Here is a 12,239-nt window from a genome sequence, read left to right on the forward strand (position 1 = left end):
GCCCTGCCGGGTCAAGCGCCCCGGGTCAGGTCGGCCGGGTCAGGTCGGTGGCTGCCAGGAGGCCGCGGCGGAGGCGGCGGTGCTGCGCAGCCGGGGACTGATCGTGCCGAGCGCGGCGTCGCGGGCCCGCAGCGCCAGCCGGCCGCGGGTCTGCAGCACCGCCGACATCCGGCGGGTCTGCCGGACCATGGTCGCCGCGCGGGGCCGGCGCAGCCGGTCGTACGCGGTGACCGCGTCGGGGAGTCGGGATTCGCGCAGCAGCGAGGCGAGGGTGGCCGCGTCCTCGAAGGCGAGGCAGGCGCCCTGCCCGAGGTGCGGTGGCATGGCGTGCGCGGCGTCGCCGAGCAGCACCACCCCGCCCGGCCCGGCCGGGAAGCCGTACGCCCGGGGCAGCGGGCGCAGCTCGCGGATCTCCTGCTGCACCAGGTCCGCCGGGTCGGTGGCGTCGAGCAGTTCGGCGATGGGCGCCGGCCAGTCCGCGTACCAGCGCTTGAGCAGGGCCAACTGGGTCTCCGGCGGCTCCGGGCGAGGCGCTCCCGCGGCGGTGGCCACCCAGTAGACGCCGCCGCGGCTGGAGCCGCCGGCCGCGCCGCGCTCGCCGAGGGAGGCGGCCACGAACCGGTAGCCGGCGCCGAGCACCTCCCCACCGACCTGTTGCTCGGCGGCCAGCCGGGGCACCCGGTACCAGGGGATCACCGCCCGCCACGCGGCGCAGCCGGAGCTGACCACCTGCGCCTCGGGCGCGAGCCGGCGGCGGATCTCGCTGTCCGTGCCGTCGGCGGCGACGACCAGGTCGGCCTCGAGGGTGTGCCGCCCGTCACCGACCGCGGGGCGCTCGCCGGGGGTCGCGCGGACGGTCCGCACCGTCACCCCGGTCCGCAGCTCCACCTGGTCGCCGAGCCCGGCGATGAGCGCGTCGTGCAGGTCCTCGCGGTGCACCACGACCGGCATCCGCTCGGCCGGGGCGGGGCGGGGCTGGACCAGCCAGTGCCCGTCGGGGCGGCGTACCCCGCCGTCGGGCAGCGGGGTGGCGATCGCGTCCAGCCCGGCGCCGAGCCCGAGGGCGCGCAGCGCGCGTACCCCGTTGGGCCAGAGCACCACGGCGGTCGGTTCCGGGCGGACCCGGTCGGCGCGTTCGAGGAGGGTGACCCGCCACCCGGAGCGGGCCAGCACGCCGGCGACCGCCAGCCCGCCGAGGCCGGCGCCGACTACCACCGCGGTACGCATCGTCGCCCCGCTCAGCTGTCCCGGTCGGTGGGGCGGGCGCCGCCGGCGCCGGCCCGGTCACCGTCGCCCGGCGTCGCCGGGCCGTCTCCGTCGCCGTCCCGTTCGCCGGCGGTCGTCCCGTCCGTCGCGCCCGCCGTCCCGTCCGTCGCGTCCGCCGTGCCGGCCGCGGCGTCCGCCGACCCGCCGGCCGCGTCGGCGGCCGCCGGCTCCTCGTCGGGCAGGGCCCCGGTCTCCCGGTACGCGTCGAACTGCTCCTCGCTCACCACCCGGTAGCCCTCGGGCACGGCCGGGCGCGAGCCGGCCTCCGCGGCGGCGAGGTCGAGCTGCGACACGTCGCCGCCGGCGGGCGGGACCGGAGCGGCGGGGCCACCGATCGGGATCAGGTACTCGCGGGGCCCACGGACCCGCACGAAGTAGACCAGGGCGCCGAGGAAGACCAGCACCGCGGTCCACACGTTGAGCCGCAGGCCGAGGATGTGGTTGGCCTCGTCGGTGCGCATCAGCTCGATCCAGAACCGGCCGGCGGTGTAGCCCATCACGTACAGGGCGAACGCCCGGCCCCGGCCGAGCCGCAGCTTCCGGTCGAGGGCGAAGACCAGGACGGCGACGCCGACGTTCCAGAGCGCCTCGTAGAGGAACGTGGGGTGGTAGAGCCCCGGCTGGAGGACCGGGCTGCCGGCCTGGTCGCGCAGCGCGTGCCCGGGGTTGTCCGGGTCCATCACGTGCACCTCGAGCCCCCAGGGCAGGCTGGTCCGGCCGCCGTAGAGCTCGTTGTTGAACCAGTTGCCGAGCCGGCCGACCGCCTGCGCCAGCGGCATGCCGGGGGCCAGCGCGTCGGCCACCACCGACAGCGGGATGCCGAGCTGCCGGGCCGCGATCCAGGCGCCGATCGCGCCGCCGGCGACCGCGCCCCAGATGCCCAGGCCGCCCTCCCAGATGGCGAAGGCCTTCAGTGGCTCCCCGTGCGCGCCGAAGTACTTCTCCGGCGAGGTGATCACGTGGTAGATGCGTGCCCCGATGATGCCGGCCGGCACCGCCCAGACCGCGATGTCCAGCACCGCGCCGGGGGCGACCCCGCGGCGGCGCAGCCGGTACTCGGTCACCACGCAGGCCACCACGATGCCGAGGATGATGCAGAGCGCGTACGCCCGGACCGGAACGGGTCCGAGCTGCCAGACGGCGGTGCTGGGGCTGGGCAGGGCCGCCAGTGGGGTCATCGGGGCGAGGGTCACGGGTGCACACGCTACCGCTGCGAGGGCCCTTGGCGGCACCCCGGTCCGGCCGGCTCCGCGAGCCGGATGACTCGGGGTTTGCACCGCCGTACGCTCTTTGTCCATGAGCGCGCTCCGCTGGGCGGTCGCCGCGGTCGTCGTCGACCAGGGCGGTCGGGTGCTGCTCTGCCGCCGGTCCGGCGCCGGCCGACGGTGGGCGCTGCCCGGCGGCCGGCCGCGCCGCGACGAGAGCCCGCTCGCCGCCGCCGTCCGGGAGATCCGGGCGGAGACCGGCTGGGAGGTCGACCTGGTCGACCTCGTCGGCCTCTACCGACTCGGCGCCGCGGCACCCCCGCCCCCGGCCGGCCACTGCGGCGCCCCCGCGGAGGTGCTGGTCCACGTGTTCCGGGCCCGGGTCCGCACCGACCACCCGCCGGCCGCCCCGCCCGGCGGCTGCCACCTGGCCTGGCACCCGCCCGACGCGCTCCCGGCGGCGCTGACCCCGACCACCCGGGCCGCCCTCGCCGACGCCCTCGCCGGCCGCTCCGGCGTGCTCCGCGAGCCACCCCCGGAGACCGACCGCACCGCCGAGCCGGAGCCCACCGCCGGGACGGGGCCGAGCGGCGAGGCGGTTCCGCCTGGTCAGCGGGTCGCCGGCGACCTGCCGACCAGCAACCGCTGACACCCCCGAGGCTGGTCACGGCGGGGAGCCAGGTGCCCCCTTCAGCGCCTGTCGAGCTGATGTCGTGAACGACTCACACCCCCGCCCGCTTCGCCGCTCGACGTCGCCGTCCCCTGCCCGGCCAGCCCAGCACACGTCCGTTGAGCTGCGGATCGACGGCACGGACCAGCGCGGGCGCGCCGGCCCGCGCCCACCGAGCAACGGCCCGCACGCGGATCAACGTGCGCGCGGACCACCCACCTGCAGGTCAACCAACAGCCCACACACACCGAACGATCGTGCGGGCGGGTCGGGGGGCTGCGCGGACAGGGCTGCGCGCGGGCCGACGGCTCGTGCGGAGCAGCGGCCCGGGCGCGGGACGGCCAGGGTGGGGCGTCAGCGGACCGGGGTGCGGACGCCGTCGGCGAGTTCGGCGCTCAGGGTGCGCAGGGCGGCCAGGCCGGCGGACTGGTCGGGAGCGTCCAGCACGCAACGGACCAGGGCACTGCCCACGATCACGCCGTCGGCGTAGCCGGCGACGGTGCCGGCCTGCGTGCCGGTGCCCACGCCGAGGCCGACACCGACCGGCAGGTCGGTGACCTCGCGGAGCCGGGACACCAGGATCGGGGCGGCCTGGGAGGTCTGCGCCCGGGCACCGGTCACCCCCATCACGGCGGTGGCGTAGACGAAGCCGCGGCAGTGCTCGACGGTCATCCTGAGCCGGGCGTCGGTGGAGGACGGCGAGACCAGGAAGGTGCGGTCCAGGCCGTACGCGTCGGAGGCGGCCAGCCACTCGTCGGCCTCGTCGGGGATCAGGTCCGGGGTGATCAGGCCGGTGCCCCCGGCCGCGGCCAGGTCGCGGGCGAACGCGTCCACGCCGTACTGCTCGATCGGGTTCCAGTAGGTCATGGTGACCACCTGGGCGCCGGTCGCGGCGACCGCCTCGATGATGCGCAGCGTGTCGGCGGTGCGTACGCCGCCGGCGAGCGCGATGTCGCTGGCCCGCTGGATGACCGGGCCGTCCATCACCGGGTCGGAGTAGGGGATCTCCACCTCGATGACGTCCACGCCCGCCTCGACCATCGCCTTCATGGCGGCGATGCTGCCCTCGACGGTGGGGAACCCGGCCGGCATGCAGCCGACCAGGACGGCCCGCCCGTCGGCGCGGGCCTTGTCGAAGGCGACCCCGATCCGGCTCACGCCACCGCCTCGTTTCGCCCCGCGGCGGCGCGAGCCGCCAGGCCGCCGAGCTGAAGGGTTCGCTCGCTCACGCCTCACTGCTCCTTGTCGAGGATGCCGAAGTACTCGCCGGCGGTGTGCACGTCCTTGTCGCCCCGGCCGGAGAGGTTGACCACGATGACCGGCTCCCGGCCCAGCTCGGCCGCGAGCTGCGGGGCGATCCGGCGGGCGCCCGCCAGGGCGTGCGCGCTCTCGATCGCCGGGATGATCCCCTCGGTGCGGCAGAGCAGCTCGAACGCGGCCATCGCCTCGTCGTCGGTGACCGGCTGGTAGGTCGCCCGGCCGCTGTCGTGCAGCCAGGCGTGCTCGGGACCCACGCCCGGGTAGTCCAGGCCGGCCGAGATCGAGTGCGACTCGATGGTCTGGCCGTCCTCGTCCTGCAACACGTACGTCCGGGTGCCGTGCAGCACCCCGGAGGAGCCGCCGGTGATGCTGGCCGCGTGCCGGCCGGTCTCGACGCCCTCGCCGCCGGCCTCGAAGCCGTACAGCCGCACCCCGGCATCGGGGACGAAGGCGTGGAAGATGCCCAGCGCGTTGGAGCCGCCGCCCACGCAGGCCGCGACCGCGTCGGGCAGGCCGCCGGCGAGGTCGAGGCACTGCTGGCGCGCCTCCACGCCGATGCCGCGTACGAAGTCCCGGACCATCTCCGGGAACGGGTGCGGGCCGGCGGCGGTGCCGATCAGGTAGTGGGTGTCGTCGACGTTGGCGACCCAGTCCCGCATCGCCTCGTTCATCGCGTCCTTCAGCGTCCGCGAGCCGGTGGTGACCGGGACGACGGTCGCGCCCAGCATCCGCATCCGGGCCACGTTGAGCGCCTGCCGCCGGGTGTCGACCTCGCCCATGTAGACCACGCACTCGAGGTCGAACAGGGCGGCCGCGGTGGCGGTGGCGACGCCGTGCTGGCCGGCGCCCGTCTCCGCGATCACCCGGGTCTTGCCCATCCGCCTGGTGAGCAGCGCCTGACCGAGCACGTTGCGCACCTTGTGCGCGCCGGTGTGGTTGAGGTCCTCCCGCTTGAGCAGGACGCGCGCCCCGACCTCGGCGGAGAAGCGGCGGGCCTCGTAGAGCATCGAGGGGGTGCCGGCGTAGTCGCGCAGCAGGGCCTCGAACTCCGCGAGGAACTCCTCGTCGGTCATCGCCTTGCGGTACGCCGCGTCCAGTTCGTCGAGCGCGGCGACCAGCGCCTCGGGGACGAACCGGCCGCCGAACCGGCCGAAGTGACCGGCGGCGTCGGGAAGCTGGCCGGCCGGGGCGTCAGCGCTCATGGCGTGGTCCTCTCGCTGCGTGTCGGGCCGGAGCGTCAGCGCACCGGGCGGGGGGTGGCCGGGTGGTTACCGGCGTTGACCAGCTCGGCGACCGCCTCGCGCGGGCTCTTCTGGGTGACCAGGCCCTCCCCGACCAGGACCGCGTCGGCACCGGCCGAGGCGTACCGGATGAGGTCGTGCGGGCCGCGCACGCCGGACTCGGCGATCTTGACGACGCTGCTCGGCAGGCCGGGCGCGATCCGCTCGAACACCGAACGGTCGACCTCCAGGGTACGCAGGTTGCGGGCGTTGACCCCGATCACCTGCGCGCCGGCCTCCATCGCCCGGTCCGCCTCCTCCTCGGTGTGCACCTCGACGAGCGCGCACATGCCGAGCGACTCGATCCGCTCCAGCAGCCCCATCAGGACGTTCTGTTCCAGCGCGGCGACGATCAGCAGCACCAGGTCGGCGCCGTGCGCGCGGGCCTCGTGCACCTGGTAGCTGGAGACCACGAAGTCCTTGCGCAGCACCGGGATCTGCACGGCCGCGCGCACGGCGGCCAGGTCGTCCAGCGAGCCGCCGAACCAGCGTCCCTCGGTCAGGACGCTGATCGCCCGGGCACCGCCGGCCGCGTACTCGCCGGCCAGGTCGGCCGGGTCGGCGATCTCGGCGAGCCGCCCCTTCGACGGCGAGGAACGCTTCACCTCGGCGATCACCGCCACGCCGGGTCGGCGCAGGGCCGCGTACGCGTCCAGCGGCGGCGGCGCGGCGGCGGCCAACTCGCGGATCCGCTCCAGCGGAACCTCGGCCTGTCGCCGGGCCACGTCCTCGCGGACGCCGGCCAGGATCTCGTCGAGCACGCTTGCGGACGCCGCCGACCCGGCGTCGTCCCCCTCCGCGTGCGCATGCTCAGCAGTCACCAACGGACTCCCCTCTCCGGGCGTCATGGGCCGATGCTAGGTAACGCCGCCTGACGGCAAGTCCCGGGGGTATGGCGCTCCTCACGAAATGGGCTGTGGCATGATGACCGACTTCTGGTGAACGGGCTGTCACGCAGCGCCACGCTGTGCATCGAACACCCCCCATGCCCTATCTCAGCACGGCCACCCGGCATCCGCAGAACCGACGTCCGTCGATGCTGTGACCAAGCTCAAGGACCATCGACCCTGCCCAGCTCGGACCGGCCGGCAGAGTGTTGACCCGGACGTGACGACGCCGAAACGCGAGCCCGGAAGCATCCTCCTCGGGCAGACTCGACGAGGCGTCCGCCAGCGTCGCCGTACTTCGCCATCGATCACGTGCGGGGTGACCAATGACCAGCAACGGGCCGTACCAGACTCCCGGCATCACCACCATCTCCCGGACCGTCGCCTCGCTCGCGGTGGGCGTGGTGCACACCCTCGAACGCGCCGTGGTCGGCGACGGCCGGGTCCGCACCGCGCGGGGCAACGCGTGGGAGGCGGTCTGCGCCGACCGGGCCCGGGCCGCCCAGCGCCGCGAGCTGGACCGGCTGGTGGCCGAGCTGGCCGCCGCCCGCGCCGCGGCGCGGGAGCGCCGGGACGCGCGGGACGGCCAGCCGGTCAGCTGACCGTCGGGTCCTCGCCACGGTCGAGCGCCTCCCAGGCGTCCCGGGTGCCCCGCTCGACCGCGGGCCGGTCCGCGCCGGCCGGGGTCGCCGCCCGGGTCGGTCGCTCGTAGCGGGCGCCCATCGCCGGCCAGCCGGCGCCGCGCAGCGCGGTGAGCGCCCCGCCGGCCGCCGCGAGCAGCCCACCGGCGAGCACCAGGGCCGGCCACTGCCGGCTCACCCCGGCCGCACCGAGGCCGTAGCCGCCGCCGGCCGCCACGGCCAGCCCGACCAGGGTCAGCAGCGCGCCCAGCAGCCGCCGGAGCCAGCCCCGGGTGGCCAGCACCGCGCCGCCGCCGGCCAGCCCGACCAGCGCCAGCGCGGAGACCCACGGCAGCAGGTCCGCGCCGGTGCGGGCGTGCCGCGCCGCCGGCAGCGATCCCCGGGCGGTCAGCTCGACCGACCAGGTCCGGGTCACCGCCCAGAACGCCAGGCCCGCGCCGGCCAGGCTCAGCAGCACGGCGTACGTCAACTCGCGCCGGCCCCGCGCGGCGGGGGACCGGGTCGGGGTGGTCCCGACGGCGGGCCCGGTCATCGGGCCGGCCTGAGCGTCTCGGCGGCGGCGATGGCCGCGAGCACGGCGGCGGCCTTGTTCCGGGTCTCCTGGTCCTCGGCGGCCGGATCGGAATCGGCCACCACCCCCGCCCCGGCCTGGACGTACGCCCGGCCCTCGCGGATCAGCGCGGTCCGGATGGCGATGGCCATGTCGAGGTCGCCGCCGAAGCCGAAGTAGCCGACGGTGCCGCCGTAGACGCCGCGCCGGACCGGCTCCAGCTCCTCGATGATCTCCATGGCCCGCACCTTGGGCGCGCCGGAGAGGGTGCCGGCCGGGAAGGTGGCGGCGAGCGCGTCGAACGCGGTCCGGTCCGCGCGCAGCTCGCCGACCACGGTGGAGACGATGTGCATGACGTGGCTGTACCGCTCGATGGTGGCGAACTCGGGCACCTCGACCGTGCCCGGCCGGCAGACCCGGCCCAGGTCGTTGCGGCCCAGGTCGACCAGCATGACGTGCTCGGAGCGCTCCTTCGGGTCCGCGAGCAGCTCGGCGGCGAGCCGGGCGTCGGCCTCCGGGGTGCCGCCGCGCGGGCGGGTGCCGGCGATCGGGTGCAGCAGCGCCCGGCGCCGGCCGTCGGTCCCGGTGCTCACCTTCAGGTGCGCCTCCGGGGAGGAGCCGACGATGTCGAACCCGTCGAACCGCAGCAGGTACATGTAGGGGCTCGGGTTGGTGGTGCGCAGCACCCGGTAGACGTCGAGCGGGTCGGCGTGGGTCGGCCGTTCGAAGCGCTGGCTGAGCACGATCTGGAAGCACTCGCCGGCCCGGATCGCCTCCTTCGCCGCCTCCACCGCCTTCGGGTACCCACCGTCGGGGGTCCGGCTCACCACGTCGCCGACGCCCGGCCGGGCGACCGTCGAGATCATGGGCGGAATCGGTCGGGACAGCGCCGTGGTCATCGCGTCCAGCCGCCCCACCGCGTGGTGGTACGCCGCGGCCACCAGCGGCTCGCGGCCGGGCGCGTCGAGCGGGGGCAGCACCGCGTTGGCGACCAGGATCGCCGATCCGTCGTAGTGGTCGAGCACCACCAGGTCGGTGGCGAGCATCATGCCCAGTTCGGGCACGTCCAGCTCGTCCTCGGTCAGCTCGGGCAGCCGCTCGAAGCGGCGGACCAGGTCGTAGCCGAGGTAGCCGACCATGCCGCCGGTGAGCGGCGGCATCCCGCTGGCCGGGTCCCAGGCCGGGCCGGCCAGGGCGGCGACGGTCTCCCGGAGCACCGTGACCGGGTCACCGGCGGCCGGTACGCCGGCCGGCGGCGCCCCGGTCCAGAGCGCCGTGCCGTCCCGCTCGGTCAGCGTGGCCGCGCTGCGCACCCCGATGAACGAGTAGCGGGACCAGGCCATGCCGGCCGAGCCGACGCCCTGCTCGGCGGACTCCAGCAGGAAGGTGCCGGGGCCGCCGGCGAGCTTGCGGTAGACGCCGACCGGGGTCTCCGCGTCGGCGAGCAGCCGGCGGGTGACCGGCACGACCCGCCAGCGGGCCGCCAGCTCGGCGAAGGTGTCCGGGTCGGGGCTGACGCGGCCGTCGGTCATGCCCTCGCCTCCGGGGAGCTGACCGGCAGCTCGGTGAAGAAGCAGGTGCGGTGCCCGGTGTGGCAGGCGGGGCCGACCTGGTCGACGCTGATCAGCAGGGCGTCGCCGTCGCAGTCCAGGGCGACCGAGCGGACGTACTGGTGGTGGCCGGAGGTGGCCCCCTTGACCCAGTACTCCTGCCGGCTGCGCGACCAATAGGTGGCCCGGCCGGTGGTCAGGGTGCGGTGCAGCGCCTCGTCGTCCATCCAGGCCACCATCAGCACCTCGCCCGAGTCGTGCTGGCGCACCACCGCGGCCACCAGGCCGTCCGGGGTGCGGCGCAGCCGGGCCGCGATGGCCGGGTCGAGCCGGGTCGGGCGGGCCGGGCCGGGGGGCGCGGCGGGGCCGGGGTTGGCGGGAGCGCCGGTCACCGGCGCGTCAGAGGCGGGCACAGTGAACCATTGTCCCGCACGCGGCCCGGGCACCGGCGACGCGTCCCGGGTGGCGGGCGCCGGGCGGCCCAGCGCCCGGGTCAGTTGCTCCAGGTAGCGGTCCAGCCGGCCGTCGGCCAGGGCGGCGGCCAGGTCCGCGCCGGCCACCGCGGCGATCTCCTCGGCGTACGGGCGGACCAGCGGGACGATCCCGGTGACCAGTCGCCCGGCGGCGGCGGCCAGCTCGGCGGTGCCGCCGGGGCGCAGCCCGAGGCAGAGCAGCATGTCGTCGCGGAAGCCGGGCGGGGCGACCGGGAGGTCCAGCACGGCGGCCAGGGCGGCCCGGCGGGAAGCGACCCGGACCGACGGGTTGGCCAACCGCAGCACGGACGGGCAGAGCCGGGCCAGGTCCGCGGCGGCGAGCCGGACGCCGACCGGGTCGTCGGCCCAGCGGGCGCCGGCCACCTTGCCCAGGGTGCCGATCAGCTCCTCCAGCCGGGGCTCGTCGGCGGGCTGGCAGAGCACCGGCAGGTCGATCCGGCGGCGCCACTCCGGGTCCGCCCAGAGCAGCTGGGCCGGCGCGGTGACCGGCAGCCCGAACGCCCAGTCCGCCGGCTGGCCGAGCCGGTGCACCCAGGACCGCACGTCGCGGGCGGCCACCGAGACGTGCACCAGCCGCCCGTCGAACTCGGCGAGGTAGGCCAGCCGGGCCGCGTACGCGGCGGCGCCGGCCGGCGCGGGCGGCAGCTCCGGCCGGCCGACGCGCCCCGGGACCGGCTCGGCCCGGGACGGGTCGGCGGCCGGCTGAGCCCGGGGCGGGTCGGCGGCCGGCGCGCCGCCGGCGTGGACGGGCTCGTCGTCCAGGACGACCAGCACGTCCACGTCCACGTCGCTGTGCTCGGTGGCGGCCCGGCGGGCATGGCTGCCACGCAGCATGATCCCGACGACGGGACGGTCCGCGGCCTGCCGGAGACGGGCGGCCCAGTCGTCGAGGAATCCGGTCTCGGGCAACGGAGCGGGACCCACCGCGTCATCGTGCCGGACGTCCGATCTTCACCGCAATGACGGATGCCGGACGCGGTGTCCGGTGCGAACCTAGTGCCCGACCGTTCGCATTCCTGCCGGGGTGTACCTTTCCCCGGCGACCGAGTCGGCCGGGACCGCCGCGCCGAGCCGGTCCCGCTGCTGCGGGGTGAGCCGGATGCCGGTCGCGGCGGCGTTCTCCTCGAGGTGGCGGACCCGCTTGGTGCCGGGGATCGGCAGGATGTCCTCACCCTGGGCGAGCAGCCAGGCCAGCGCGGCCTGGGCGGGGGTGCAGCCGAGCTCGGCGGCCACCTCGCGTACCGCCTCGACCAGCTTCACGTTGGCGTCGAGGTTGCCCTCGGCGAAGCGCGGCACGGTCCGCCGCCAGTCGTCGGCGGCGAGCTGCTCGCGGCTGGTGATCGCCCCGGTGAGCAGGCCCCGGCCGACCGGCGAGTAGGCCACCAGGGACACTCCGAGCTCCCGGCAGGTGTCCAGCATCTCGGCCTCGACGTCCCGGGTGAACAGCGAGTACTCGATCTGCACGGCGGCGATCGGGTGCACGGCGTGCGCGGCACGCAGCGTCGCGGGACTGACCTCGGAGAGGCCGAGGAGGCGTACCTTGCCGGCCCGGACCAGGTCGGCCATCGCGCCGACGGTCTCCTCGATCGGCGTGTCCGGGTTGCGCCGGTGCAGGTAGTAGAGGTCGATGGTGTCCACGTCGAGTCGGCTCAGCGAGGCGTCACAGGCCTGCCTGGCCCAGGCCGCGCTGCTGTCCACGTACGCGCCGGGGGTGCCGGTGCCGGCGAAGCTGTCCCCGCTGGTCCGGTTGCCGAACTTGGTGGCCAGGAAGACCTCGTCCCGCCGCGCCCGCAGCACCGGGGCGAGCAGCCGCTCGTTGGCGCCCAAGCCGTACATGTCGGCGGTGTCGAGGTGGTCGATCCCCAGGTCGAGGGCCCGGTGCAGGGTACGCGTCGACTCGGCGTCGTCGGCGGTGCCGTAGGCGTAGCTCATGCCCATGCAGCCCAACCCGATCGCCGAGACCTCCGGCCCGGTCGCCCCCATCCGTCGCTTGATCAAGACAGCTCCTCCTCCGCCCGTCGGTACGCGTCGATCTTGTAATCGAGCACCTTGAGGTCCTCCGTCAGCTCGGCCATCCGGGCCAGCACCCGCCCCCGGTGCGCCTCGAAGAGCGCGCGCCGGGCGCCGAGTGTCCGGTCGCCCTGCCGGGCCAGTTCGGCGTAGCGGCGCATGTCCCGCACCGGCATCCCGGTGCGGCGCAGCCGGGTGAGCAGGAACAGCCAGTTGACGTCGGACTCGGTGTAGCGCCGCCGGCCCGCCGAGTCCCGCCCCACCGGTGCGACCAGGCCCTCCTGCTCGTACCAGCGCAGCGTGTAGGTGGTCAGGCCGACCCGTTCCGCCGCCTCACCGACGGTGAGGCTCATCTCCCGCGTGCTGATGTCCACCCGCCCAGGCTTCCAGTTCGAGGGCACTCGAAGTCAACCTTGTGCGGCGGGA

12 protein-coding genes and 1 pseudogene are annotated in these 12,239 nt (G+C 75.9%); 2 read left to right on the top strand and 11 right to left on the bottom strand.

From position 1 onward, the window contains the following. Window positions 1-39: 39 nt before the first annotated feature. Window positions 40-1,227, bottom strand: coding sequence for an FAD-dependent oxidoreductase (locus tag ACIBPB_RS08815; protein WP_396838991.1), 1,188 nt, complete (start codon window positions 1,225-1,227; stop codon window positions 40-42). An 11-nt stretch (window positions 1,228-1,238) separates the two neighbouring features. Beyond that, window positions 1,239-2,459 carry a prolipoprotein diacylglyceryl transferase gene (lgt, locus tag ACIBPB_RS08820; protein WP_396838992.1) on the bottom strand — a complete coding sequence of 407 codons (1,221 nt, stop codon included), beginning with the start codon at window positions 2,457-2,459 and terminating at the stop codon, window positions 1,239-1,241. A gap of 103 nt (window positions 2,460-2,562) precedes the next feature. On the opposite strand from lgt, the gene ACIBPB_RS08825 reads away from it, so the two are divergent. Further along, complete coding sequence (locus tag ACIBPB_RS08825; protein WP_396838994.1) at window positions 2,563-3,120, top strand: NUDIX hydrolase; 558 nt, start codon at window positions 2,563-2,565, stop codon at window positions 3,118-3,120. Between the two features lie 375 nt (window positions 3,121-3,495). Here ACIBPB_RS08825 and trpA read toward each other — a convergent pair whose 3' ends face one another. From trpA to trpC, 3 genes are all read right to left on the bottom strand, one after another. Next, window positions 3,496-4,299: a tryptophan synthase subunit alpha gene (trpA, locus tag ACIBPB_RS08830; protein WP_396838995.1), complete on the bottom strand. Its 804-nt coding sequence runs from the start codon at window positions 4,297-4,299 to the stop codon at window positions 3,496-3,498. Window positions 4,300-4,373: 74 nt separating this feature from the next. Next, window positions 4,374-5,603, bottom strand: a complete 1,230-nt coding sequence (trpB, locus tag ACIBPB_RS08835) for a tryptophan synthase subunit beta (protein WP_396838997.1) — start codon at window positions 5,601-5,603, stop codon at window positions 4,374-4,376. Between the two features lie 35 nt (window positions 5,604-5,638). Then, a complete protein-coding gene (trpC, locus tag ACIBPB_RS08840; RefSeq protein ID WP_357326952.1) occupies window positions 5,639-6,442 on the bottom strand; it encodes an indole-3-glycerol phosphate synthase TrpC in 804 nt (267 codons plus the stop codon). A 452-nt stretch (window positions 6,443-6,894) separates the two neighbouring features. Here trpC and ACIBPB_RS08845 point away from each other — a divergent pair, with 452 nt between their 5' ends. Further along, window positions 6,895-7,170 (top strand): hypothetical protein, encoded by a 276-nt coding sequence (locus tag ACIBPB_RS08845; protein WP_357326856.1) that lies wholly within the window; start codon window positions 6,895-6,897, stop codon window positions 7,168-7,170. Here the strand turns inward: ACIBPB_RS08845 and ACIBPB_RS08850 are convergent. The 6 genes and pseudogenes from ACIBPB_RS08850 to ACIBPB_RS08875 all read right to left on the bottom strand — a co-directional run bounded on the left by ACIBPB_RS08850 (window position 7,163) and on the right by ACIBPB_RS08875 (window position 12,187). Next, on the bottom strand, window positions 7,163-7,741 hold the full coding sequence (locus ACIBPB_RS08850) for a Trp biosynthesis-associated membrane protein (RefSeq protein WP_396838998.1): 579 nt from the start codon (window positions 7,739-7,741) through the stop codon (window positions 7,163-7,165). The genes ACIBPB_RS08845 and ACIBPB_RS08850 overlap by 8 nt on opposite strands. After that, window positions 7,738-9,291 carry an anthranilate synthase component I gene (locus ACIBPB_RS08855; RefSeq protein ID WP_396838999.1) on the bottom strand — a complete coding sequence of 518 codons (1,554 nt, stop codon included), beginning with the start codon at window positions 9,289-9,291 and terminating at the stop codon, window positions 7,738-7,740. The genes ACIBPB_RS08850 and ACIBPB_RS08855 overlap by 4 nt, the downstream gene beginning before the upstream one ends. Then, window positions 9,288-9,722 (bottom strand): phosphoribosyl-AMP cyclohydrolase, encoded by a 435-nt coding sequence (gene hisI / locus ACIBPB_RS08860; RefSeq protein WP_396839478.1) that lies wholly within the window; start codon window positions 9,720-9,722, stop codon window positions 9,288-9,290. Before hisI ends, ACIBPB_RS08855 begins: the two co-directional genes overlap by 4 nt. A gap of 180 nt (window positions 9,723-9,902) precedes the next feature. Then, a pseudogene (locus tag ACIBPB_RS08865) lies at window positions 9,903-10,637 on the bottom strand (hypothetical protein); the annotation flags it as partial. Between the two features lie 159 nt (window positions 10,638-10,796). Then, complete coding sequence (locus ACIBPB_RS08870; protein ID WP_396839000.1) at window positions 10,797-11,801, bottom strand: aldo/keto reductase; 1,005 nt, start codon at window positions 11,799-11,801, stop codon at window positions 10,797-10,799. After that, on the bottom strand, window positions 11,798-12,187 hold the full coding sequence (locus ACIBPB_RS08875; protein WP_357315941.1) for a MerR family transcriptional regulator: 390 nt from the start codon (window positions 12,185-12,187) through the stop codon (window positions 11,798-11,800). Before ACIBPB_RS08875 ends, ACIBPB_RS08870 begins: the two co-directional genes overlap by 4 nt. Window positions 12,188-12,239: the final 52 nt, after the last annotated feature.

Origin of the sequence: Micromonospora sp. NPDC049836, assembly GCF_044465125.1 — a bacterium.
In the GTDB taxonomy this organism is placed as follows: domain Bacteria; phylum Actinomycetota; class Actinomycetes; order Mycobacteriales; family Micromonosporaceae; genus Micromonospora.

Excerpts from the sequence above, each read along its gene's own strand:
- ACIBPB_RS08815 (WP_396838991.1), bottom strand. The coding sequence starts at position 1,227 with ATGCGTACCGCGGTGGTAGTCGGCGCCGGCCTCGGCGGGCTGGCGGTC.
- ACIBPB_RS08825 (WP_396838994.1), top strand. The coding sequence starts at position 2,563 with ATGAGCGCGCTCCGCTGGGCGGTCGCCGCGGTCGTCGTCGACCAGGGC.
- trpB (WP_396838997.1), bottom strand. The coding sequence starts at position 5,603 with ATGAGCGCTGACGCCCCGGCCGGCCAGCTTCCCGACGCCGCCGGTCAC.
- ACIBPB_RS08845 (WP_357326856.1), top strand. The coding sequence starts at position 6,895 with ATGACCAGCAACGGGCCGTACCAGACTCCCGGCATCACCACCATCTCC.
- ACIBPB_RS08850 (WP_396838998.1), bottom strand. The coding sequence starts at position 7,741 with ATGACCGGGCCCGCCGTCGGGACCACCCCGACCCGGTCCCCCGCCGCG.
- ACIBPB_RS08855 (WP_396838999.1), bottom strand. The coding sequence starts at position 9,291 with ATGACCGACGGCCGCGTCAGCCCCGACCCGGACACCTTCGCCGAGCTG.